The sequence below is a fragment of the Cohnella sp. GbtcB17 genome, from assembly GCF_019091135.1.
In the GTDB taxonomy this organism is placed as follows: domain Bacteria; phylum Bacillota; class Bacilli; order Paenibacillales; family Paenibacillaceae; genus Cohnella.
In genome coordinates, this window is the sequence record NZ_JAGXJW010000061.1 from 23,389 (window position 1) to 47,068 (window position 23,680).

Annotated in this window: 17 protein-coding genes; 5 read left to right on the plus strand and 12 right to left on the minus strand. The window is 58.4% G+C overall.

Translation table 11 applies throughout. The annotated features are described in order from the left end of the window. Nucleotides 1–870 (minus strand): carbohydrate ABC transporter permease, encoded by an 870-nt coding sequence (locus tag KVT38_RS26905; protein ID WP_217596839.1) that lies wholly within the window; start codon nt 868–870, stop codon nt 1–3. A gap of 84 nt (nt 871–954) precedes the next feature. Then, nucleotides 955–2,322, minus strand: coding sequence for an ABC transporter substrate-binding protein (locus tag KVT38_RS26910; RefSeq protein WP_217596840.1), 1,368 nt, complete (start codon nt 2,320–2,322; stop codon nt 955–957). Nucleotides 2,323–2,508: 186 nt separating this feature from the next. Between KVT38_RS26910 and KVT38_RS26915 the strand changes: the two genes are divergently transcribed. Continuing rightward, on the plus strand, nt 2,509–4,356 hold the full coding sequence (locus KVT38_RS26915; RefSeq protein WP_217596841.1) for a sensor histidine kinase: 1,848 nt from the start codon (nt 2,509–2,511) through the stop codon (nt 4,354–4,356). Nucleotides 4,357–4,367: 11 nt separating this feature from the next. Next, complete coding sequence (locus KVT38_RS26920; protein WP_217596842.1) at nt 4,368–5,129, plus strand: response regulator transcription factor; 762 nt, start codon at nt 4,368–4,370, stop codon at nt 5,127–5,129. Between the two features lie 71 nt (nt 5,130–5,200). Here the strand turns inward: KVT38_RS26920 and KVT38_RS26925 are convergent, their stop codons facing one another. From KVT38_RS26925 to KVT38_RS26935, 3 genes are all read right to left on the minus strand, one after another. Further along, the gene (locus KVT38_RS26925) at nt 5,201–6,196 is read right to left on the minus strand and encodes a glycoside hydrolase family 43 protein (protein WP_217596843.1); all 996 of its coding nucleotides are present in this window, start codon (nt 6,194–6,196) and stop codon (nt 5,201–5,203) included. Between the two features lie 18 nt (nt 6,197–6,214). Further along, on the minus strand, nt 6,215–7,738 hold the full coding sequence (locus KVT38_RS26930; RefSeq protein ID WP_217596844.1) for a glycoside hydrolase family 43 protein: 1,524 nt from the start codon (nt 7,736–7,738) through the stop codon (nt 6,215–6,217). A gap of 207 nt (nt 7,739–7,945) precedes the next feature. Beyond that, nucleotides 7,946–9,163 (minus strand): Gfo/Idh/MocA family protein, encoded by a 1,218-nt coding sequence (locus KVT38_RS26935; protein WP_217596845.1) that lies wholly within the window; start codon nt 9,161–9,163, stop codon nt 7,946–7,948. A gap of 132 nt (nt 9,164–9,295) precedes the next feature. On the opposite strand from KVT38_RS26935, the gene KVT38_RS26940 reads away from it, so the two are divergent. Next, the gene (locus KVT38_RS26940) at nt 9,296–10,210 is read left to right on the plus strand and encodes a helix-turn-helix domain-containing protein (RefSeq protein ID WP_217596846.1); all 915 of its coding nucleotides are present in this window, start codon (nt 9,296–9,298) and stop codon (nt 10,208–10,210) included. A 716-nt stretch (nt 10,211–10,926) separates the two neighbouring features. Here KVT38_RS26940 and KVT38_RS26945 read toward each other — a convergent pair. The 6 genes from KVT38_RS26945 to KVT38_RS26970 form a co-directional block, all read right to left on the minus strand. Further along, on the minus strand, nt 10,927–11,676 hold the full coding sequence (locus KVT38_RS26945; RefSeq protein WP_217596847.1) for a DUF4367 domain-containing protein: 750 nt from the start codon (nt 11,674–11,676) through the stop codon (nt 10,927–10,929). Further along, nucleotides 11,657–12,220 (minus strand): RNA polymerase sigma factor, encoded by a 564-nt coding sequence (locus tag KVT38_RS26950; protein ID WP_217596848.1) that lies wholly within the window; start codon nt 12,218–12,220, stop codon nt 11,657–11,659. Before KVT38_RS26950 ends, KVT38_RS26945 begins: the two co-directional genes overlap by 20 nt. A gap of 151 nt (nt 12,221–12,371) precedes the next feature. Then, nucleotides 12,372–15,389 (minus strand): right-handed parallel beta-helix repeat-containing protein, encoded by a 3,018-nt coding sequence (locus tag KVT38_RS26955; protein ID WP_217596849.1) that lies wholly within the window; start codon nt 15,387–15,389, stop codon nt 12,372–12,374. Between the two features lie 139 nt (nt 15,390–15,528). After that, nucleotides 15,529–17,250, minus strand: a complete 1,722-nt coding sequence (locus tag KVT38_RS26960) for a type 2 periplasmic-binding domain-containing protein (protein WP_217596850.1) — start codon at nt 17,248–17,250, stop codon at nt 15,529–15,531. A 105-nt stretch (nt 17,251–17,355) separates the two neighbouring features. After that, a complete protein-coding gene (locus KVT38_RS26965; protein ID WP_217596851.1) occupies nt 17,356–18,978 on the minus strand; it encodes a response regulator transcription factor in 1,623 nt (540 codons plus the stop codon). Then, nucleotides 18,975–20,741, minus strand: coding sequence for a sensor histidine kinase (locus KVT38_RS26970; protein WP_217596852.1), 1,767 nt, complete (start codon nt 20,739–20,741; stop codon nt 18,975–18,977). Before KVT38_RS26970 ends, KVT38_RS26965 begins: the two co-directional genes overlap by 4 nt. A gap of 199 nt (nt 20,742–20,940) precedes the next feature. Here KVT38_RS26970 and KVT38_RS26975 point away from each other — a divergent pair, with 199 nt between their 5' ends. Both KVT38_RS26975 and KVT38_RS26980 read left to right on the plus strand, forming a co-directional pair. Further along, nucleotides 20,941–21,792: an ABC transporter permease gene (locus tag KVT38_RS26975; protein WP_217596856.1), complete on the plus strand. Its 852-nt coding sequence runs from the start codon at nt 20,941–20,943 to the stop codon at nt 21,790–21,792. A gap of 32 nt (nt 21,793–21,824) precedes the next feature. Then, entirely contained in the window at nt 21,825–22,703 is an 879-nt protein-coding gene (locus tag KVT38_RS26980; RefSeq protein WP_217596853.1) for a carbohydrate ABC transporter permease, read from the plus strand. A gap of 60 nt (nt 22,704–22,763) precedes the next feature. On the opposite strand, the gene KVT38_RS26985 is transcribed toward KVT38_RS26980, so the two are convergent. After that, the coding region (locus KVT38_RS26985; protein WP_306795366.1) for an alpha-L-rhamnosidase-related protein at nt 22,764–23,680 on the minus strand (917 nt) is incomplete at its 5' end.

Genomic DNA, 23,680 nt, shown 5'->3' on the forward strand with positions numbered 1-23,680 from the left:
TCAGCCTTGTTCCTCTCTGGACATAAGCTTGACGGCGAAAAATCCCATGAGGGTCATGATGACGAACAGAACGGTGATCAAGGCCGTGCCGACGCCATAGCTCCCGAGAGAAAACTGGCTGAACACCTGCGTATACACCACATCGGTCGCATACCCGGGACCTCCGTTCGTGAGGACGTATACCGTGTCGAATATTTTCAGACCGTACAACAGGTTGAGCACCGTCGTGACGGTCAGCGAAGGCATTAAAAGCGGCAGCGTGATATACCGAAGCTTCTTCCAGAAGCCGGCGCCGTCGATATCCGCCGCTTCGTAATAAGAGGAAGAGATCGCCTGCAGGCCGGCCAGCAGGATGACCATGATATAGCCCGCGCCTTTCCAGACATCGACCGCGATGACCGATTTGAACGCCCATCTGACGTCCGACAGCCAGTGCTGCGTCCATGACGATAGACCGATCGCCCTCAGCGCTTCGTTGATCAGGCCGTGCTGGGGCTCGTAGATCGACTTGAAAATGATGCCCACCACCAGCATCGGAATGACCGAAGGCATAAAAAGAACGACGCGGTGAAAGCTTTTCATCCGGATTCCCCGATTGACCATCAGCGCAAGCAGCAAACCGATAATCGTCTTGAGCACGATCGTGGCGACCGTAAAGACCGCCGTATTCCGGATGCCGTGCATATAATTCTCGTCGGACGAGAAGATCGTCCTGTAATTGTCGAGGCCGATGAAGTTGATCGCCTTGGCGTAGCTGTTCCAGTCCGTAAACGATAAATAGATGCCCATCAGGCTCGGAACGACGGCAAACGCGACGTAAAAGATCAAAGCGATCGCAATGAAATAAAAAGGATACATTCGTTTGCTCATGAGTCATACCCCGTTCGTGGACGGCCGCGGGACGGGGCCCGCTGTCGCGTACAACCGCGAGTCCCCGTCTATCGTGCCGACTTCTTACTTCCAGTTCGAATCGCCGGCCGTCTTCGCTTGCTGGTCTCTGCGCTTGTCGATGTTTTTGAGAATATCCTTCGGCGTCATTTGCTTGTTCATCATGGCCGCCATATCTTTGCCGATGTCCATCCACTGCGGATTCACGTAATTGATCGCGGTCTGGTACACGGTACCCGACGTTTGACCGTAGGTGTCGAAGAAGGCGCGCTGTTCGTCGTTGAACTTGGCTTTGACATCCTTGAAGTTCAGCGTCGTGAACTTCGGTTCGTTGTCGAGCAGGAACTGCAGATTGTCCGGCTCCGTCAGGAAGCTGAAGTACTGCTTCGCTTCTTCGATATGCTTGGAGCTGCTGGAGATGAATTTGCTCGGTGCGGCCGGATTGACGTTCAGGCTTTGGTTGTCCATGAGCGGAATCGGGAAAAATCCGTAATCGGAAGCTTTGCTGCCCGGCACGGCCTTCTCGATCTGAGCCGGAAGCCCGATATTGTAGAGCGTCATGGCGTATTTGCCGTCGGCCATGTTTTTCTCCGTGTCGGCGTACGTATTGGAGAAGGCGTATTCGCCGAAGTATCCCTTCTGCACCAGCTCGCTGAACTGGGAGAGCGACTGCTCGAGCACGGCGGCGTTCTCGAACTTCTCTTGATTGGCGATCAGCTTGTCGGCAAGTCCCGCTTCGAGCTGCTCGTACCGCACACCAATTTCGGGGAACCAGAGCACATGATGCCAGCCGTCGGAGACTGGCTCGTAGATCGGCGTCACGCCGGACGCTTTGATCGCCTCACAAGCTTTAAGGAATTCTTCGTAGCTCTTGGGTGCGCTCAGACCGAGCTTGGCGAACAACGGCTTGTTGTACACCATGATCCAGCTCGCGCTCGGGTCCCAGATCGTGAGGGCGTACACTTTGGAATTCCAGGACGTCTGTTCGACGAAAAGCGGGTCTTCCCGTTGCACCCATTCCTCCCCCGACAGATCGACCGCGTTGTTCTCCACGTCGTACAGCGGGCCGAGATCGAACTTGCCGCTCTGTCCGCCGAAAATGTCGGGCGCCTCGCCCGACGCCAGCTTCGCCTTCAGCACGTTGCTGTACTGATCCGAAGGCACGATCTGATAGTCGATATGAATGCCGGTCTGTTCCTCGAATTTTTCGGCAAGCTTCATCTCCGCGTCCTTGATCCAGTCCTGGCTCGCCAGATACGACAAGGTGATATCTTTCTTCGCCGGCGCGGAGCTGGCGGTCTCGCTCGCCTGGCTCGGCGCGCTCGTCGGCGAACCCGACGCTTGTGGCGACGAATCGCCTCCGGAATTGCCACAGCCGCTCAGCAGCCCTCCGGCCAGACCTGTCAGCAGAACAAGGCTAAGTGCTTTTTTCATGCCTACTCCCCTTTTTCGATTCGAGTGTAAACGCCTTCAACTTCGCCCCCTCATTATAAGTGAAGCGCTCACATCCTCTCCATGCAGTCGTTTGTGCGTTTCTTTGTACATTTTTTCCGAGGGTTGACAACCCGTTCCACGCCGATGCAAAATGGTAAAAATGCATGCGACGGGAGCGGGATATTCGTGAAGCTGATTCGCCGGCCTCGCTCGATCCGTTCGATACTGTTCCTTACCTATTCGTCGATCATCGTCATCGGCATCGCGATCTTGTTCGCGCTTTTCTACGTCTGGTCCTCCAACCTGCTGAAGCAAAAGGCGTTTAATACGCTGACGGAAATGTCGTCGACGCTCCAGACGCAGCTCGATCTGGAGATCCAGAAGCTCGACTCCGTCTCCGTGAGCATTTTATACTCCAACCTGATTACCGACCGCATCTCGGCCTACGAGACGCCAAAAGGCACGGCGCCGGATCCGCTCTCCTCCGAGCAGAGCGGCAGCCGGTACAACAAGACGGATACCTCGCTTTACGATATACTTGTCGCGCTCGTCGGCCCTTCTTATCCCGTACAGCAGGTGTACCTGCACTTGTTTTCCGGCATCTCGATCGGCGTCGGGCTGGACAACAGCCAGAAAAAGACGGACGTCGCGAGCCAGCCGTGGTTTACGGCCGTAGAGAGCGATAAGAAGGCGAAGGTGCTGACCCTTTCCCAGACCGGCAGCAGCAGTCTCGGGTTAAAAAATAACGTTTTTATTTCCCTCCTTCGCCATTTCTCGGACAAATACAATGCGCCGAAGGGCATCGTCGAGGTCAAACAAAGCTACGGCAAAGTATTCGGCGGCGTCATCCGCCAGGCCAAGGACAACCCCTCGCTCGAACAGATTCTCATCTATACGAACGACGGAGAGATCGTCTATCCCTACGAACACGCCGAGCAGGACAAGCAGATCGTCCGACAGCTCCTGAATCGGTCGATCGGACCCTCCGATGCCGAGCGGCCCGCCTATTTGACCAACCCGCTGACCGGCGATACGGACCTGCTCACCATCAAGCATTCCGACCTGACGAACTGGAATATTGCCGTCATGATCTCCAACAAAACGTTGCTCTCGCCGCTGAACAAATTTACGAGGCTTGCGATTCTGGCGACGCTCGTCATCTTGCTCTTCCTGATCGCGCTGTCGTATGTCGCCTCCAAGCGAATCACGCGTCCCCTTGGCGCGCTGAACAAGACGATCAAATCGATCAGCCTCGAATCGCTTGTCGCCGGCACCCCGGCCGAGCTCAACAGCGGACTGAACGAATGGGACCGCCTGAATGCATCGTTCGTCAAAATGAACGCCAGGCTCAAGGAATCTTTCGACCAGCTGCTGCTGTCCCGCACGCACGAGATGCAGGCGAAAATGACAGCGCTTCAGTCTCAAATGAACCCGCATTTCCTGTACAATTCGCTGGCGACCATCAGCGCTATGGCCTACGAGCAAATGAACGAACAGATCATTGCGATGTGCGACAACTTGTCGGACATGATGAGATACATCTCGGCCGACGAATCCGCGCTGGTCGACATGGAGACGGAGATCGGCTATACGGAAATGTACCTGAGCTGCATGAAGCTCCGTTACGGAGACTTGCTCGCCTGGACGATCGATCTGCCCGCCTCGATTCGAACGATACGGGTTCCCAGGATCATGATTCAGCCGCTCGTGGAAAATGCGATCAAATACGGAACCAAGTCCAGCCCGCCATGGGAAATCTCGATTCGGGGCATCGTGGCGGACCGCCGCTGGCTCATCGAAGTCACGGACAACGGTCCCGGCTTCGGCGAGGAGGAGCTGTCGCGATTTTATGCGCAGGTGGAGGAGATGGAGCGAAGTCAGGTGTTGCCTGCGCTGAAGCTGCAGGGCATGGGACTGCTCAATCTTTTTATTCGATTGAAGCTGCAATACGGAAGTCAGATGCACTTCGATATTCGCAATTTGCAAGAGCGCGGGACGACCGTCACGATCGGCGGTCCCCTGAATACAAAATAAAGGCGGTGGAAGTGCTGAACCCGATCCATGTCATCGTAGCGGAAGACGAGCCGCTGCTGCTGCGCACGCTCGCAAGTCAAATTCAAAAAACCGACGCGTTGTTCCAGGTCGTGCACGCCGCCGGAGACGGCGAGAGCGTGCTTCGCTTCATGGAGCGCGTTCAAGTCCCGGATATACTGTTTACGGATATCCACATGCCCGTACTGGACGGCATCGGCCTCATCCGGGCCGTCGAACGCGACTATCCCGCCGTCAAAAAAATCGTCATCAGCGGCTACAGTGAATTTGAATATGCCCATCAAGCTTTAAAAATGAACGTGATCGATTACTTGCTCAAGCCGCTGAAGATTCGGGAGCTGGAGAGTCTGCTCTCGCGTTTAAAAACATCCATCGAGAGCGACAGGGCGGCCTTGAAGTCGCCCAGCGTGCTCGCCGGACGCCAGTATTCCGCCGAGGAGATCGTGAGGACGGTCGCGGACTTTATTAAAAACAACTATTCGCAGGAGCTCAGCCTGGAGGAAATCGCCAGACAGTTTAACGTAAACGCGTCCCACCTGAGTAAAATTTTTCTGAAGTACAACGGCGAAGCCCCCTCGAAGTACATTATGTCCTTGCGGATCAACGAAGCCAAACAGCTGCTGTCGCTGAAGAAGGGGCTTTCCGTCAAAGAAATCGGCGAAGCGGTCGGTTATCCGGACCCCTACTATTTCAGCCGCATTTTTAAGCAGTCGACGGGCATGACGCCAACCGAATACAAGAGCAGGCTGCCATAGAAGCGTACGGCTCCTCGCCTCTGCCGATCTCCCTTTAATCGCCGGCGTGCGGACGGGTTTTGCGATACATTCTACTTTTCTTGTTCCGGGTAAGGATCGATCGTCCGGATCGTCCCGTCCTCTTCGTAGTGCAGCACGGCATACTTGACGCAGCGCTTGTGATTAATGCCGCCCGACAGGGAGCTGTCATGGTAGAATAGATACCACTTATTCTCAAATTGGACGATGGAATGGTGGGTCGTCCAGCCGATCACGGGCGTCAGGATGGTGCCTTTAAAGGTGTAGGGCCCGAGCGGATCCCGGCTGACGGCATAGACGAGCTTGTGCGTCGTCCCGGTCGAGTAAGACAAGTAATACAGACCGCCGTATTTGTGCACCCAGGGCCCCTCGAAGTAACGCCGGTCCTCGTCGCCTGCGAGGATCGGATTGCCGTCTTCGTCAACAATCTCGATCTCCTTCGGAGCGCCCTGGAGCGACAGCATATCGTCGCTCAGCAGCGTCGCGCGCGGACCGAGCGCAGGCGCGCCGGGCGCGGGCTCCTTGTCGTCGGGCCGGAATTCGCCCGTCTGCCATTTTTCCAGTTGACCGCCCCACAGTCCCCCGAAGTACATATAGCTGCGGCCGTCATCGTCGACGAGCACCGCCGGATCGATGCTGAAGCTTCCCTCCATATAGGTCGGCTGCGCGCGAAAGGGTCCTGCCGGAGATGGGCTTGTCGCTACGCCGATCCGAAAAATCCCGTCATGGTCGCGAGCGGGGAAAAAAAGATAATACATGCCGTTCTTGTACGCGGCATCCGGCGCCCACATTTGCTTGGACGCCCATGGAACGTCCCGAATATGCAGCGCTTCGCCATGATCGACGACCGGAGAAGCGAGGTTGTCCATCGACAGCACATGATAATCCTCCATCCGGTATTGGTCGCCGTTGTCGTTGCTCTCGCCGTCATGATCGAGATCGTGCGAAGGGTAAATATAAATTCGCCCGTCGAATACATGCGCGGACGGATCCGCCGTGTAAATATGAGTAACGAGCGGTTGGTTCGGTTGCGGGACCGCCTTGGTCATCTGTCGTTCGCTCCATTCTTAATCGCGTTCGCCGCCCTTGGCGTAACGGAAATAATCGAAATCCGCAAACCCGCCGCTAACGCGGGTCGCATAGTTGAACAAGCCGATCCGATAGCCCATAAAGTGATCCAGCGTATACTTCATTTGGAGCGGGCGGCCGATGGACCTCCAGGCTTCGCCTTCGGCCGAATAAGCAAAGACTGCCGTATCCGCGCTCTCCCTGAAGTCAAATTCGATCTTCAAGCGGATGCGCTCGCAGGCATATGGCAAGCTTTCCACGATCTCCTCGCTTCCGTCCTGTCCGCGCACGCACATCGCGACGAATCGCTCGCCGTTCTCGCCGGCCCAAATGCCGACGGTGCCGAAGCCGCTCTGCAGCGCGACAAGGCCCGCGCGATCGCCCGGCTTCATCCCGGCCGCGTCCAGCAGCGTCTCCGCAGCGCAGGTCGGCCCTTCCGTCCGCTGCGTCAGCGTATTGCGCGCCAGCTCGATTCGGTTTGCGATCGCCCCCGTCGTCAGCCGCAGCCAGCCGGGGCGCGCGGTCACCGACCATAGCCTGTCGTCGGGATTGTGGTTCCATTGCCAGTTCAGCGCCAGCTTGTTGTCGCCATAGTCGAATTCGTCGCCGGTCACGAGCGGCCGGGGCGCGATGTCCGGCATCGGCGCCTCTAACGTGCCGGGCACGCGGCCGTCCGCGCCGAATATCGGCCAATCGTCTTCCCAGCGCACCGGCACGAGGCACGGAATACGGCCGACGGCGTCGCGGTCCTGGAACAGCATGGCGTACCACTTCCCTTCGGGCGTGCTCACGATCCCGCCTTGGGCGACGCCGCAGTTCCGATAGCCCAGGTCATCGTCGAGCGCGACGCGGCGCTCGTAAGGACCGAGCAGCCGGCGCGAGCGGTAGACGAGCTGCCTGCGCCGCCGGTTGCCGACGGTCGGCCATTCGATAAAAAACAAATAATAGAAGCCGTTCAGCTTGTAAGCGTGACAGCCCTCGCAGCGCAAGCCGATGCCTTCGCGCTCCGTCTCGAACAGCAGCCGGTCAAGGCCCCCTTCCTTAGGCGCCGAAGCGGTCTCCGTCAGCTCACGGATGCGAATATCGCCGTTGCCATATATGACATAGACGCGTCCGTCGTCGAAGAGCAGGCTCGGATCGTGATGCAGCCCTTCGATGACTGAGCGCTCCCATGGACCGCGTTCGATATCCGCCGTGCGGTACACGTAAAACCGATTCATGTCGTTGCTGCTGAAGGCGACGTAGTAAATGCCGTCGTGATAGCGCAGGCTTGCCGCCCAGGATCCGCTGCCGTAGATGCCTTTGCCGTCCATCAGATTGTGCGCGTCGTTGTCCTCCAGCCTGTCGAAGACATAACCCGCGAGCCCCCAGTGCTTCAAATTCCCGGACTTCATAATCGGACAGCCGGGCATCGAATGCATGCTCGTGCTGACCATGTAGTAGACCGAGCCGACCCGGATAACGCTGACGTCCGGAACGTCGGCCCACAGAATCGGGTTGGCGACGGTTGCCTGTGTCTGCATAGCGACCTCCCTTTAAACCCATTTTTGTTTGCGCTTTCATAAATCAGTATAGGAGGTTTAAAAATATGCCTGCAATGCGCAAGTCTTTACTTCGTTACCTATCGTTGACGAATTGGCGGCTTCTTCGCCGGCGTCGTTACGCGCCGCTCATTCAAAACGGGAGCCGCGTATGCAGCTCCCGTTTTTTAAACCGCCAGACTTGACGCCTCAGGCGCGGAACGTCGAAGCCAGCATCGGCTCGGCGCGTTCGATCCATTTGCCGTTCGTAAAGTCGGGGAAGGCGACCGGCGCGCCGCCGGCGTGAACCGATTGCTCGGACAACGCCGTCACCGCCATCCAGGTGGCCATATCGTAAACGTCGATCGGCGGGCTCGTCCGCGACTTCACGCTGTCCAGAAAATCGCGGAGCACCAAATAATCCATCCCGCCGTGACCGCCCTTGACGCCGTCCTTCAAAAAGCGCTGCCATACCGGATGCTCGTACCGCTCCAGGTACGAATCGAACGGCTCCCACTCGTGCGCTGGGCCGGCGCCGTCGATATAGATCGCGTTGCCGTCTTCCATCCAGACACCCTTCGTGCCCTGCACCTGTCCGGCCCTGGAATAGGGCCTCGGCAGCGATGTATCGTGCGTCAGCAGAATCGTCTCGCCGTGGGCGCACTTCATCATCGTCGTGACGATGTCGCCGAGCTCGATCGGCGAACGCGCCGCGCGGTGATCCGGCCCGAGATTTTCGCTCGCCCAGGCGTTGATGCCTCTCGCCTTGGAAGCGATCGAGGATACGCTCACGATTCGGTTGCCGCGGTTGATATTGAGGCAGGCGGCAGGCAGGCCGAGCCCGTGCGTCGGGTACAGATCGCCGTTGCGGTTCAAATAGTTGTGAATGCGATAATGCCGGTTTTCGATCCCCGTCGCCACTTCCTCGCGCAGATCGTGCAGATAGCCCCCGCGGCAATGGATCAATTCGCCGAACAATCCTTGCCTGACCATGTTCAGCACGGCCATCTCGCTGCGTCCGTAGCAGCAGTTTTCCAGCAGCATGCACGGTACGCCGGTCGCCTCGGACGTCCGCACCAGCTCCCAGCATTCCTCGATCGAGGCCGCGCCTCCGACCTCGGACCCGACATACTTCCCCGCTCTCATCGCCGCGATGGCGATCTCCGCGTGGCTCGTCCAGGAGGACGCCACGATGACGGCTTCGATGTCTTCCCGCGCCAGCAGCTCTTTATAATTCCGGTACAGCGCAGGAACCGGGTGCGAAGCGCTTTGCGCATCCTCTGCCGCTTGCCGCAGCCGATCCTCGTACAGATCGCTGACCGCCGCGACTTCGACGCCGTCCATTTCCCGAAGCAGGGCGAACAGGCTTTTCCCCCGTTGTCCCAAACCGATGACGCCGATCCGGACGTTCGCGGACGATGCTTGCATGGCTCCATCTCTCCTCAAGACCATTGTGAATTCCTGTTGAATACGTTTATGCTATCATGAGGATTATCGCTTGTATTTGTCGTTCCTCGTGCTCGTGTTGTGAATTTCCGTTCGATCGAGAGGTGAGAAAAGATGAAGCCCGGATTTAGGCAGCCCCGCACCCGGCTTTTGGATGTCCGCGAATTTGCGCCAAGCGTCCACTACGCCGAATATCAGCGCATTCCGCCCGCGAGTGGCTATGTACGCCGTCTGTACGACAGCGAGCTGATGTATGTCTACTCGGGCGGCATTCTGGTGCACTTCGAGGATGAAGCTTCTCCGCTCGCTTTGTTCGCGGGGGACCTGCTCGTGCTCCCGCCGGCCGTCGCGCACCGGATCGAGCTGACGGGCACGCCGGATACCCGTCTGCTCGGCCTTCACTTCGATCTGTACGACGAGGTGGAGATCGAATTCGAGCATCAGCTGGCCATTCAGGACGGGGACGGCGGGGAGGATCGGATCGGCTATTGGCCGGTTACCGGAGCCGGGAGCCTCGTCTTCGCCCGAAGCTACCGTTCGGCGCCAATGGAGCTCGCATCCTGGCTGGAACAAGCCGCCGAAGCCTACCACGCGAGCCGCCCCGCCGCTTCGCTCGCCTGCCGCGGCTATATGCAGCTCGTGCTGGCTGCGCTCGTCGGCCTCTCGCTCGAGCCGCAGAGCCCGACCGTCACCGCCTATCAGAAGCGGCTGCTCGAGCTGCGAGCGGACCTGCAGCAGAGTCTCCAGCTGCCTCATACGAATAAGTCGCTGGCGCGGCGGCTTAACGTCAGCGAGGACTACTTCATTCGCCTGTTCAAGCAGCTGTTCGGCGAGTCGCCGCAAAAATACGTGCAAAGGCTGCGCCACCAGGCGGCCAAACGCTATCTGCTCGAGACGGACGAAAAAATCGAGCGAATCGGCGCTTTGGTCGGCTACGACGATCTGCATAACTTCAGCCATGCGTTCAAAAAGTGGCAGGGGGTCTCTCCGCAGCAGTATCGGAAGCGGTTCAGGGGCGGGGTGTATTGACTGTTCGCCTTGTTTGCCTACGCGATCCCGCGATTTAGCGCTGTACAGCGTCTCTTCGCCTCGATTGCCGACGCGATCCCGCGAAGTAGTGCTGTACAGCGTCTCTTCGCCTCGGTTGCCGACGCGACCCCGCGATGTAGCACTGTACAGCGTCTCTTCGCCCAGATTGCCGACGCGTCTCGGTGATATAGCGCTGCACAGCGTCTCTTCGCCCAGATTGCCGACGCAACCCCGCTATATAGCGCTGCACAGCGTCTCTTCGCCCAGATTGCCGAGCGCGTCTCCGCGATGTAGCTGAGTAAAGCTTCCTCACTACGTGCTCCCGCTATGTAACTTTCGAGGCAATCCGACACGCATTGCGGAACACGCTGGTGGCGCCTTAAGCTTCAGTTCAAGCAAAGCCGGCACTACAGCTGTTTCCGATTGGTTTGATTTGCGATTTTTGGATGTTTACGAGACCGATGGCGCTATTGTGTGCATTGCGCGAGCGGCGGATGGGCGAGGGATGTCCGGTGCAGACGAGCATAGCGCAATTTTGCGCTATGCTTGGGTATCGAGCGAGCGGCGGACCGGCGAGTGGGAAGTGAACAGGCAAAAATAGCGCAATTCTGCGCTATTCTGTGATTCATATGTGCGGACGGAGAACGTGGAAAGTCAGGACATACGAGAATAGCACAATTTTGCGCTATCCTCGCGTGCCCTCGTAAGCCCGAAGCTTAACGCTTCGCCGATTCGGCGATCTTCATCGCTTCTTCGGACGTGACGTGACCGACGATGCCGTATTGGATGCCGTCCTCCATCCAGTACAGCTCGGTGAGCGTCGGCTGTGCGAATACGAAGCCGTCATTACCGTTGACTTGCGTCGCCGTAAACATGTCCGCAGGGAATGCGGCAGCCATACGGCTCGCGGTGAACGTGATCGTCTTGTCGCCCGATGCGGAAGCGTAAGAGAAAATCACGTCCCTAAGCGGTTCGCCTGCCATTCCCGCCCCCTGAATGTCTTTGAGCGTAAATCCCTCCGGCCCGGCCTCCGGTGCAAGCATACTCGCGCCAAACGCAGCTTTTGCTTCTTCGGCGGTGGCGTAGGACGTCGACACGAGCTGGGACAGCTCGGAGCCGGCAGCGCCAGCATTACCGGCACTTCCTGCATTATTTCCGGCATTTCCTACATTCCCGGCATTGCCTGCGTCGGTCGATGGCGAGGCTCCGATCGGGCTCTGCGCCGGCGCAGGAGCGGATGTGTGCTGAAGCGTCGGCAGCCCCACCATTAGAAATACCGCCAAAGCCGCTGCCGCGACACCTGCCGCCCATACGTTCCTGGAGCGGCGTCTGCGTCCCGTTTGCGCCGAGGCCGCCTTCTGCCGGATGTTCTGTTTAAGCCGGTCCGTCAATTCCAAGTTGGAAAAGAGCACATCGTCAGCCTCCTTGGCCAAATGCAAACGCAATTCACGATCCATATTCGTCATGTGTAGTCTCCTCCTTGTTCATCGCCCGGGCCAGCGCCTCGCGCGCCCGATGCAGCCTGTTGCGTATCGTTCCTTCGGGAGAAGCCGTCGCTTCCGCAATCTCCTTGGTCGTGAGCTCCAGATAGTAGTACAGGTACAACGCTTCCTGGAACGGAATCGGCAAGCGAAGCACGTGCTGCAGCACTTCGCTTTTCTCCAGCCTTTGCAGCGCCTCGTCCTCTACGTTAAACGTTCTGTCCTGTTCCAATCGGATCGGGTCGGTCGGCTGTTCGGTGTACATCCGTACACCCGTCTTGTCCCGGCACACATTGACGCAGATCGTCGTCAGCCAGGTCTTTACGGCGCTGTCTCCCCGGAAGGACGACCAATTCCGATAAGCCCGTAGGAATACCTCCTGGCTGATATCCTCCGCAAGGTGCCGATCCCCTGTATAAAAATAAGCGGTACGCATAACCACTGTTCCAAACGCTTCCATAAGCTGCTCCAGCGCTTCGGCGGGATCCTTCGAGAAGCTTTCTTTGGAGCTTAAGCCGGCCGGCTTCATGCGATCGTCACCTCCACCCTATTAGACGGCCCGAGTTTGATTTTCGCTGCATCGGATGTTTATACCAAAAACGCAAAAAAGGAATGAAGCTAAATGCTACTGCTTCATCCCAATTTGCGTTTTATTTAGATGTTTAGGAACGCAGCTTCGCTTAATCGTTTTTCATCAATTCCAGATCGTCGAAGTATACGGCCCCGCCGGCCGAGCGTTTGTACAGCTCCAGCTTGACCTTCGTATCGGTGGCGCCCGTTGTAAACGTGTAGGACTTCCGTTGGTAATCGGCCGAACTCACCGGAATCGTGCGCAGATAGCTGCCGAATTCGCTGATGCTGAATTCGCCGCTCGCGCCGTCCGTCGCCTTGGCATAGACGGAGATCGTATAGGACGTATTCGGCTCGAGACCATAAACATACTGCTGGATGCCTCCGTACTGCGTCGTCAGCACCGCGGCATAATCGCCGCTGCGCGCCTGCTGTCCGACGATCGCGGCATTGTTGAAATGCGCGTTCCAGCCGGTGAAGTCGCCGGTCTCGAAGCCCGGATTGGCGAGCAGATTGGACACCGGAGCAGTAGCCGGCACGATGCGGAAATAATCGAAGTTTGCGATCAACCCCGTTCCCGCGCAGACGATCAGGCCGATCTTCGGATCGTCCAAGGCGACTGTCCGGGCCGTGCCGACCTGGGTATACGCAAGGCCATCCGCCGAGTAATAGCCGGTGTAAGTGTCGCCGACTTTTTGAATGCGCAAGTACGACACCGGCGAGGCGTTCGTATCCGCCGTCTCCTCATGGACGCGGCTGCCGCCTTGCTTGACGTCAAGCTGGAACTGGTTGCCCGCGCCGTACAGCCGGGTCATCCGGATGTACGTATCGTCGTTGACGTAGACGATCAATCCGCCCTGCGACCAGGTCGATGTCGGCTTGCCGTCCAGCTTCGTATCCAGGGTCCAATCGCCGTCCGGCGCGCCCGTCAGCAAAATGTTTTTCGCATCCGCCGTGCCGTTCGCGATATCGCCGTTCTCGGCGACGATCCGCATATAGCCGGGCTGCGCGCCAAGCGACCACTTCGCCGGGTTCTCGCGGATCCAACGCCACTGGTCGTCTAACGCGCCGGCGTTGAACTCGTCGTCCGAGCCGATCGGATACGTGGTGCCAGGCCCCGAATTCCCGCCGGGCGACGCGCTGAACTGGATCAGCTCCATATCGTCGAACAGCACGCTGCCGCTGCCGCCCGCCTTGTACAGAAAGATCGTGGCGCTTGTGCTGCTATTCCCCGTCGTGAAGGTCAGCTCTTTGCGCCCGTAGCTCGTCGCGCTTATGTGTACGTCTGCCCCTGAGGCGCCGCCGAAGTTTTTAACGCCGAACACGGCATCGCCTCCGCCCACGCTTTTGCCCCAAGCGAACAGCTTGTAGATCGTGTTCGGCTGCAGCCCGCCGACCACTTGCTCGGCGCCTGCGTAATTGCCCGTCAACTTGGCCGCATAGGTCCCGGCATGGGCTTCGCCGCCGCTCACGACCGAGGCGTCGTTGTAGGCATTCGGCCAATAGGTGAAGTCCCCCGTTTCGAAGTCGCCGTTCTTCAGCAGATTCGTCTCGGGCGGTGGCGAAGGCAGCTCCGGCAGATTGTCCGGGTCGAGTCCCGCGCCTGCGTATGCCCCCATATTCGGCGCCGTCGTGCCGGACACCGAATTGCCGAAGAAATCGCGCCCGCCATTGTTCGCCATCAAGGCGCCTGCGCCGATCGCCGGGGACGTATCGAGCAGCTGGTAGCCCACGGCGCTGGCCAGTCCGTTGCCCGCCGAACCGGGCGAAGCCAGCATCGGGTCCGATACGATCTTGTACGGATCGGCCGGCTCGCCCGCCGGGTGATTGCCGTAGAAGACGTTGTGCTCAAACACGTTGTTCGTGCTGCTGCCGAAGCTGTACCCGCCCGAGCCCAGGTTATAGATGATATTGTTGTAGAAGGACGTATTTTTGGCATAGCCGCCCCAATCCGAATGATTGATGACCTTGGCCTGGGAATACCGGGGGAGATACACGGTATTGTTGTACACCTTCGTATTGTTCGGCGTGCCGTTAAAGTTGAATACCGCGCCGCCGTCGTTCTGGCTGATATTGTAGCGAACGATCGTGCCGTTATTGTAGTTGGCGGCCGACGTGCCGTCATTGCACACCAGCACCATGCCGCCGGCGTTGTTGTGGCTGTAATTGTACTGGATGATCGTGCCTTCGCTGTTGTAATCCGAATCGAACGCCTGAGCGTCGCCGCCCGCTCCGGTATTGTACACCTCGTTGTACTGAATGATCGCGTCCTTCGTTCCCCACGTCCACAGCGCGACGTGATAGCCGGTAGCGCGAACGTGCGTATCATGGACGACGTTGCGTTCGATGAGACCGTTTGTCGTGTTCAATATAAAGGCGCCGTCGGCCGCCACGTCGTAGATCAGATTGTTCGTCACCTTCAGATCCGAGGAGTAGGTCCGCTGCGCCCCGTTCAGGTAGACGCCTACGCTGTCCACCGTATAGATTTTGCAGTTGTTCACCGTGACGTCCGTCACATGATAGTCCCAGGCCGTTCCCCAGACGATAATGCCGCCGTTGTGCGCATAATCGTTCGAGACGTCGCCTTTCACGTTGTGGATGTCCAGATTCTCGAACAGGAAGTGGCGGTAAACCTTCGGATTGGAGAAGCCGCCGCTGGTGCCGTCCACGTGGATCCCCCTGCGTGCCGCTTTGGTGGCCGAATCGTTGGTAATCTCCAGATTGCGGACTTCCCACTGCTCCTGATTGTAAAAGTAAACGGCCGCATCGACGCCTCCGCCGGCGATCAGCGGCTTGGCGCCTTCGCCGTACCTGTCGATTCGAATCGGATGGCCGTCCGTTCCCGAACCCTTCGGCGACAGCTTGCCGTTCCATACGCCGCCCGCCTTGAACAGGATCGCGTCGCCCGGCTCGAAAACGGTGGCATTCACTTTGTCCAGCGACTGCCACGCCGCAGCCGGACTGGTGCCCGCATTTGTATCGTTTCCGCCTGCCGAATCGACATAGTAAACGCTTCCAATTTCATCCGCGGCAGCGCTTCCCGCCCCGGGTACGCCCCATACCGCAGCCAGCAGCAGCGCCAGCAAGGCCGCGATCGTTCTGAAAGACGTAAGCTTGCGTATCATCATCAACACACCTCGTTTCGCAGAATGGATATAGCGCGAGCTGCCATAGACGATTGTAGGAGATCGCAGGCGATCATAGGCGGTCCCTTCGACGACGGGCGCGAGTCCCGGTCATGCCGGGACCCCGTCTCGCCAAAAGCGCTTATTTCGACTTCTGATACCACTCGTTCGCTTCCTTCGTTTCCTGCTCGCCGCCGATCTTGTTCCACTCCTTGACGAACGTATCGAAGGCATCGAGCGGCTTTTGGCCGTAGATAATGCCCAGGAACGTCTCGCCTTCCAGCTTGGCCAGAATGCCGCCCTTCGTTTGCATCGCTTTGGTCGGCGATCCCGTGAACGCATTGGCCATATACGTGCCGGCGCTCCAGCCGTCGTCCACGTATTCGGCCGCCTTCAGCGTTTTCGGATTGTTCCGCAGCACCCGCTCCTCCTCCGCCGTGCTCGGCTCGGCGCCCCGGCTCATCTTGGCCAGCAGCTTCAGGTTGGTGAACGGATCCTTCGGTTCCATCAGCACATACTTGGCCGGACCGACCTTGCCGCCCGGGATGTCCGCCTCGTCCACGGATACGGTTCCGTCCGCTTTGACCGTGTAGTCGTAGTTCTCGTACCAGCCGTTCTCGAATTCGCTGCCCTGCTTTCCTTTTTCGAATATGCGGTTCAGGTACAGGAATAGCGCGTCGGTATGCTCGAAGCCTTCCCTGACGATCAGCCCGCCGCGCAGGAACGTCGTGTCGCGGGCGGCGGCCTTGCCGTTCAGCGTCGGCAGCGGATACGGATTCATCGTTGCGCCGGGCACGTTTTTCTCCAGATCCGGAATCGGCCAGTTCGGCAGCCAGTACGGTGCCACGACGATGCCGACGCGTCCCTGTCCGATCAGCTCGGCCAGCTTGTTTTCGTCGTGCAGGCCCGCTTCTTTGGAAATATAGCCTTTATCGTACCAGTCCCGCAGCCGGCTGAGTCCTTCCTTCATCTCCGGCAGCGTCGAGCCGTGAACGACCGCTCCGTCCTTCTCCAGCCACTGGTTGGGAATCGTGCCGGACGGTCCGAACACCCAGGTGCTCTCGCCAAGCCAGCCGTTAAAGATGCTGGGGCTCGAACCGCCCGAACCGAGACTGACGCCAAGCGGGATGATGTTGCCGGCGCCGCCCGGTTTCTTATCCAGCATTGCCTGCATGAGCGCTTCCAGCTCTTCGAAGGTTGTCGGAGCCTTCATGCCCAGCTTGTCGAGCCAATCCTGCCGGACCCACATGACGCCGTTGTCGTTCCCCGCAAATGCGAAGTTGGGCAGCGCCATCTTTTTGCCGTCGAAGGTCACCTGGCTCCACATGATCGGATTGGAGCTGTAGATTTGCTTGATCGTTGCGGAGGCGTATTTCTCATAGTCCGCCGTGATGTCCTTGTACCTGCCGGATTCGATCAGCTCGTTGAGCAAGGTCAGATCCTCGGTCATCAGCACGTCCGGCAGCTTTTCGTTCGACGTCAGCATCAGCCGCATTTTTGTCGCGAATTGATCGCCCGGCACCTGCCACAAATACTTCAGATCGATGCCCAGCTTGTCGTGGGCCCACTTCGTGTGCACGTTGTTTTCGGCGGTTTCCCCGTTTTTGTACTTCATGGTGGAGTCGGTCGCCTTCACCGTCGTGATCGTCACCGGCGGATCGAACTTGTACGTCCCCTGTTGAATGGCCAAGGCGACGGTGTCCTCCGATGCCGAGGCGGACTGCGAAGGCGAGGACGAAGGCGAGGCTCCGCCGGTCTTCGTCGCGGCCGCGTCGTTCCCGCTGCCGGCTTTGTCGGAACAGGCTGTCGCGATCGTCAGCAGCGCGGTCAGCGCAAGCGACAGCAAGGTCAATCTTTTGCTCATAGGCGTTCCGGATCCTCCTGTTCGGCTTAGTAAGTTGCAAACCCATCATATTACAGCGCTTACAACCGAGTAAGAGACAATGTTTTAAGGTAGCCTGCGAAAATCTTAAGGTTCGGCCAAGTGCCGTTCCCTGTACTCTTGCGGCGTAATGCCGTAATGGGATTTAAAAAGCTTGCTGAAATAAGGCGGATTCTGGAACCCCAGACAGCTGGCCAGCTCATAAATCTTGATCTCCGTCGTGCGCAGCAGCATGCCCGCTTTCTCCATCCGGTACCGCATAATGTAGTCGCTCATATTTTCCCCCGTCTCCTGCTTGTACAGCGAAGATAGGTAGACGGGATGAAGGCTGACATGATCAGCGATCGTCTGCAGGGACACATCCTCGGCGATGCGCTCTTCGATAAACCGGTGGATCTTGACGATCAGCTGATATTTGGCATCCTTGAATTCCCGTACGCTGCCGGCCTCCAGACGATCCAGCATCCTGAACGCCCATGCCGCCGCCTGACCGGACCGGCTCAGCTTAAGAGGATCCGTCGCCAGGTCCGCATCGTCGCTCGACAACTCCGCAAGCGTCTTGCTCTGCAGATGAGCGATATAAAGAAATGCGTTCGTCAGCGCGCATACGATCTCCAGCATATGCTCCTCGGTATCCAATTCCCTGGACTTCAGCTCCTCGAAGACGGCGGCCAGCTTGGCGCGCGCGTCCGCCCAACGGCCTGCCTCGAGTAGCTGCTGCAGACCCGGAGGACTGTACAAGGCATGCAGCGAGCTGGATAGGGATCGCGCCTCCCCGGCACGAAAGACGACGCCCCGCTCGCTGCGCGGCACGGTGCGGAAGGCGCTCACGGATTGGCGGTAGCGCTCGGCGATCTCATCGGGGAAAAGGCACGATCCGCCGATCAGGACGGACACCCGTCCTTTGAGATATTCCGCGATCTTGGCCTCCAGCTCGCGCGCCGCCGTCTCGATCGCAAGATCGTCGAGGACGCCGTCCGAATGGCCGCCTGCTCCAGGCTCTGCCTGCAGCAGCAGACACAAATAGCCGTAGTCGTCCTTGCACGACCATACTCGGTAGCCTGCTTCCAGGATCTCGCCGGCGATGTTGTGAACGGCATATTCGTACAAGAGGGCGTCGGCTCCGGCCGCGCCGAAGCCTTCGTCGAGCCTGACCAATAATAGCGCGCACGCCTTGCCCGTCTCCAGCCGCAGCCGATACTCGTCCATCCGCTCGGCCAACGCAGTTTCGGGCATGGACGCCCCTGCCAGCAGTTCGGTCAGCAGCTTCTCCCTCAGCAAGGGCAGATGCGCGAACAGCGTCTGCCTGGCCCGCTCGAAGGAGACGATCTCCGCCCACTCCCGCTCGATGGCGGCTTTGACGCCGGCGACCTCGTTTATCAGCTCCTCGTCCTTGATCGGCTTGAGCAAGTAACGCTCGGTCCCGTACCGTATCGCTTCCCTCGCATACTCGAATTCGCCGTAACCCGACAGCAGAATGCACTTGGTCCGCGGATAGCGCTCCTGAATATGCCTGCAAAGCTCGAGCCCATCCATGCCCGGCATTCGGATATCGGTCACGACGATATCGACGGCCGCCTGCTTCAGCATTTCCGCCGCTTCCAGTCCGGACGACGCCATCCGCACTTCTTCGATCCCGATCTTCTCCCAATCGTTGGCCGCCATGCTTTTGAGCAGCATCGGCTCGTCGTCGACCAGCATCAGCTTCATCCCGCGCGCTCCCCTTTCTCTTCGCTCTCCTCTTGTTCGCTTCGCCAGCGCAGCGTCACGCGCAGCCCGGACAGACGCTCCGAAGGCTGCAGAAAGACGCCCGCTCCCGGACCAAAGCGCTGCCTGAGCCGCTGATGCACGTTCCACAGCCCGCAGCCCGTGCTGCCGTCCATCGGCTGCTCCAGCCGCTGCATTAATCGATCCATCGCGAACTGTGACATGCCGCCGCCGCTGTCCTCGACATGCAGCTCGATCCAATCCGCCTCCCGGCATCCGGCGATCCGAATCGTTCCCGTGCCCGGCGTAGGCTCGATGCCGTGCACGATGGCATTTTCCACAACCGGCTGCAGCACCAGTCTCATCACCGGCTCCTTAAGCAGGTCCGACGGGATGTCGATCTCGTAGCCGATCCGCTCCAGCCGGTACGTATAGATCTCCAGATAATGGGTGACCAGCTCGACCTCCTCCTTGAGCGGCGGCAGCTGATTTTCGACTCGTGTCATATAACGATAATAGCCGCCCAGATGATAGGCCATCTCTTTAATCTTGTCCGTGAGGCCGACCTTCGCGCACCCGGCGATAAAGGAGAGGCAATTGTACAGAAAATGCGGATTGATCTGGGATTGCAGCTGCTTGAGCGTGGCCAGCCGCGACCGGTTTTGTTCCTCGTACACATTTTGTATCAGGTGCTGGATTTTCGATCCCATGTCGTTAAAGCGCTGCATCATATAATCGAATTCATTGTGGAACCGCTTGTTGATTCTGTACGAATAATCCCCCATCTCGACGTGCTTCAGGCCTTTCATCATCATCGTCACCGGCTTGAGCACGTTCGAATAGAGCAGATAGGCGGCCGCCAGACCGAGGACGACCAACACGGCCATGCTGGCATAAAACAAATCTCGACTCTTGACGATCGGCGCGTAAAACACCTCGGTCGGAACGTAATCGATCAGATAGGCATCCAGGTCGGACAGGTAGGTATAGCTCAAAAAGAGGCGCTGCCCTTGAAAAGACACGTTGCGGTGCCCGCCGTCGCCCAAGCCTTCCTTCAGCAGCTCGGCTCCGAACGTCTCGAACGCGCCGTCGCTCGCTTCCGCGTTGGAGAAGGCCCGGCCGCCCGACGTCAGCAAAAAACTCGAACCGGGGCTGTCCAGCTTGTAATGCTGCAGCATCTTGCGAATATTGTCCAGCCCGAACCGCACCTCGAACACTGCGTTGACCGAATCGGGGTCGGAAGCAGAATCGGCTTTGGATAAATACGGATCCCACATAAACAGCTGGTAGTAGGCGGTACCAGGCGATGCGCCCGGCTGAAAGGTCCATGTCCCGTTGGGGGCCTTATCCAGCACGCGCGGATCGTAGTTGTCGCTCAGATCGGTCGATACGCGGGTTTGGACCGTCGGCAGATACACAGCCAGCTGGTTGGACCAATTGCTGGACAGGCTCTGCAAATACAACTTCTCTTTGACATGCGTCCGATAGTCCAGCATCCGGTAGTAGTCTTTGGTCAGCATGCTGATCTGAAGGTCGAGCAGGGACGAATCGCGCACCAGAATGCTCGAAGCGAGCGCCAGCCGCTCGATATTGGATTCGATCTGATACTTGAGAAACGTCAGCTGGCTCTCGTTGTAATTCGTCATCTGCGTGTCGATCGCATGGAAGCTCGTTCTGCTGAAGTAGGAGTACAACAGAATAACGAGAAGCAGCAAGACGAGGATGACCCCGTTCATCTTGAGAAAAACCGGCCTGTGACGCTTCATACGCCCATCTCCCTTAATATTTTGACAGCGATCTTAAAAATGGATTCTGTAAAAAAAAACGCTTCCAGAATAGAATGTGTCTATTATACATGCCGAAAGGAGAATTCGCTTGGAAAATTCTTACACAACCTCTTTGCCTGCAGCGCCCGCGAAGGCGAGATCGAAGCGTCCGTTTCTCAAAACCTGGAGACTGCACGTGATGCTGCTGCCCGCCGTACTGATCGCGTTCGTCTTCAAATACGCGCCGATGCCCGGGATCGTCATGGCCTTCCAGGAATTCAAGCCCTGGCTCGGCGTATCGGGCTCCTCCTGGGTCGGCTGGGAAAACTTCAAGCTCATTTTTACGATGCACGATTCCGTGCAGGTCATCTGGAATACGATCATCATTTCCATGATGAAAATCTTGTTCGGCCTTGCCGTCCCTGTCGTATTCGCCCTGCTGCTGAACGAAATCCGCCAAACCGCCTTAAAGCGGTCGATTCAAACGCTCGTTTATTTGCCTCACTTCATGTCCTGGGTCATCCTGGGGGGAATCCTGCTCGACCTGCTCTCGCTGGAAGGGATCGTCAACCGGCTGTTCGCCTTCCTTCATCTGGAGCCGGTCCTCTTCCTCGGCAACGGCAACTGGTTCCGGACGACGGTCGTCGTGAGCGATTTGTGGAAGGAATTCGGATTTTCGGCGATCGTGTTCCTTGCCGCCTTGTCCGGCATTAACCCGGCTTTGTACGAAGCCTCGGAGATCGACGGCGCAGGCCGGTTCCAGCAGACCATGTATATCACCTTGCCGGCCTTGCTTCCGATCATCGTCGTCGTCTTCACCTTGTCGCTGGGCAACGTGCTGAACGCCAACTTCGATCAGGTGTTCAACCTCATCAATCCGCTCGTCCTGGAGAAAGGCGATATTATCGATACTTATGTGTTCCGCACCTTTCAGGGGGGGCAATACAGTCTCGCGACCGCAGCGGGCATCTTTAAATCGGCGGTGGGCTTTATCCTTATCAGCGGCGGTTACTTCTTTGCGTACAAGGTAGCGAATTACCGCATCTTTTAACCTTTCAGAACGAGCAACGGAGGATCGAGCCTATGTATTTTAAAAGTCCGTCATACCGCGTGTTTTCCTATTTCAACATCACGTTTCTGCTCGCGATTTCCCTGCTGTGCGTGCTGCCGATGCTGCATATTTTCGCCGTTTCCCTAAGCGGCAAGTCCGCCGCGGATTCCAATCTGGTCGCCTTTATTCCGATCGACTTTTCGGTCGAGAGCTATGCCAAAACGTTCGAAAACGCCAATTTCCTGTCCGCGACGGGCGTCTCGATCCTGCGAAGCTTGACCGGAACGGTTTTGGGCATGATCGTCGTCATGCTGGCCGCCTTCTCGCTGTCCAGGTCGAACGCCGAATTCAGATCGCGCTCCTTTTACGTCTGGTTTTTTCTGATCATTATGATATTCGATGCGGGTCTGGTGCCTCACTATATGCTCAATCAAAAGCTCGGGCTCGTGAATTCCTTTTGGGTGCTCATTCTGCCGGGTCTTGTCAACGTCTGGAATATGATCTTGATGATGAACTTCTTCCGGGCGATTCCGAAGGATTTGGACGAAGCGGCTATCGTGGACGGAGCGACGCATTTCCGGATTTTCGCCGCGATCTATTTGCCCGTCTCGCTGCCGGCGATCGCCACGCTGTCGCTGTTCACCCTGGTCGGCCACTGGAACAGCTGGTTCGACGGCATGCTGTATATGCGCAGCGCAGACCAGTGGCCGCTCGCTACGCTGCTGCAAACGATCGTCGTCGTGCAGGACTTCAGCAAGACCGGCATCAATCCCGAGCAGCTGGAGATGCTGTCCAACAGGAGCGTCAAGGCCGCTCAAATCTTCATCGCCATGCTCCCGATTCTCGCGGTCTACCCGCTGCTTCAGCGGTACTTCGTCAAAGGCATCGTATTGGGCGCCGTCAAGGAATAGTCCGCGCAACTCAAACAGCCACCGATTTAGGCTCGGTGGCTGTCGCGGATCGTCTATGCTTTAATTTTTTACCGTAAACCGATACTTCCCAGAGCCGAGGCCGAGCGCCAGTCCCTCCGCCGTCTCCGCCACGTTCGAGATTCCTTCCGCCGCGTCAAGCGGCTGCTGCGATTCCGTCGCGTTCGCCTTGCTCGCGCCCGGCAGCAGAACGTTCGCGGCAGCGTTGGCAGGCACCACGATCTCATAGTCGATCCCGCCGTCCGGTCTGCGCCGCCAGGCCGACCGGATCTCGCCGTACGGCGATTCGAGCGACGCTTCGGCGAACTTCAGCGAGCCGCCCGGCACCGGCCGAACGCGGACTCGCTTGTATCCGGGCTCCGACGCTTCCGTATCGATGCCTGCGACCGACCCGAACAGCCAGTCGCCGATCGCGCCGTAGGCATAGTGATTGTACGAGTTCATATCGTCGCTCCAGAAGCTGCCGTCCGGCTTGATGCCGTCCCAGTGCTCCCAGATCGTCGTCGCGCCCTTGACGACCGGGTACAGCCAGGACGGATATTCGCGCCGCTCGAGCAGCTTGTAAGCCAGGTCGGCGTGTCCGAACCGCGTCAGCACATGACAAAGGTAAGGCGTGCCGACGAACCCCGTCGTCAGTTGGCTGCCCGCTTCCTCGATCAGCTTGGCGAGCCGGTCCGCCGCCTGCTGCCGGGTTCCTTCCTCCAGGAGGTCGAACATCAGCGCGACGGCATAGGCGGTCTGCGTCGGCGAAGCGAGGCGCCCGCTAGGCGTGACGTATTCCTCGCGAAAGGCGCGCGCGACGTTGTCGCGCAGCTCCGCGTACTTGGACGCGTCGTCCGCGAATCCGAGCACGCCCGCCGACTTCGCCAGCAGCCCCGCCGAGTACGCGAAGAAGGCCGTCGCGATCCGCTCCCACGGCGTCGCGCCGATAAAGCTGTTCTCCTTGGCGTCGATGCCGG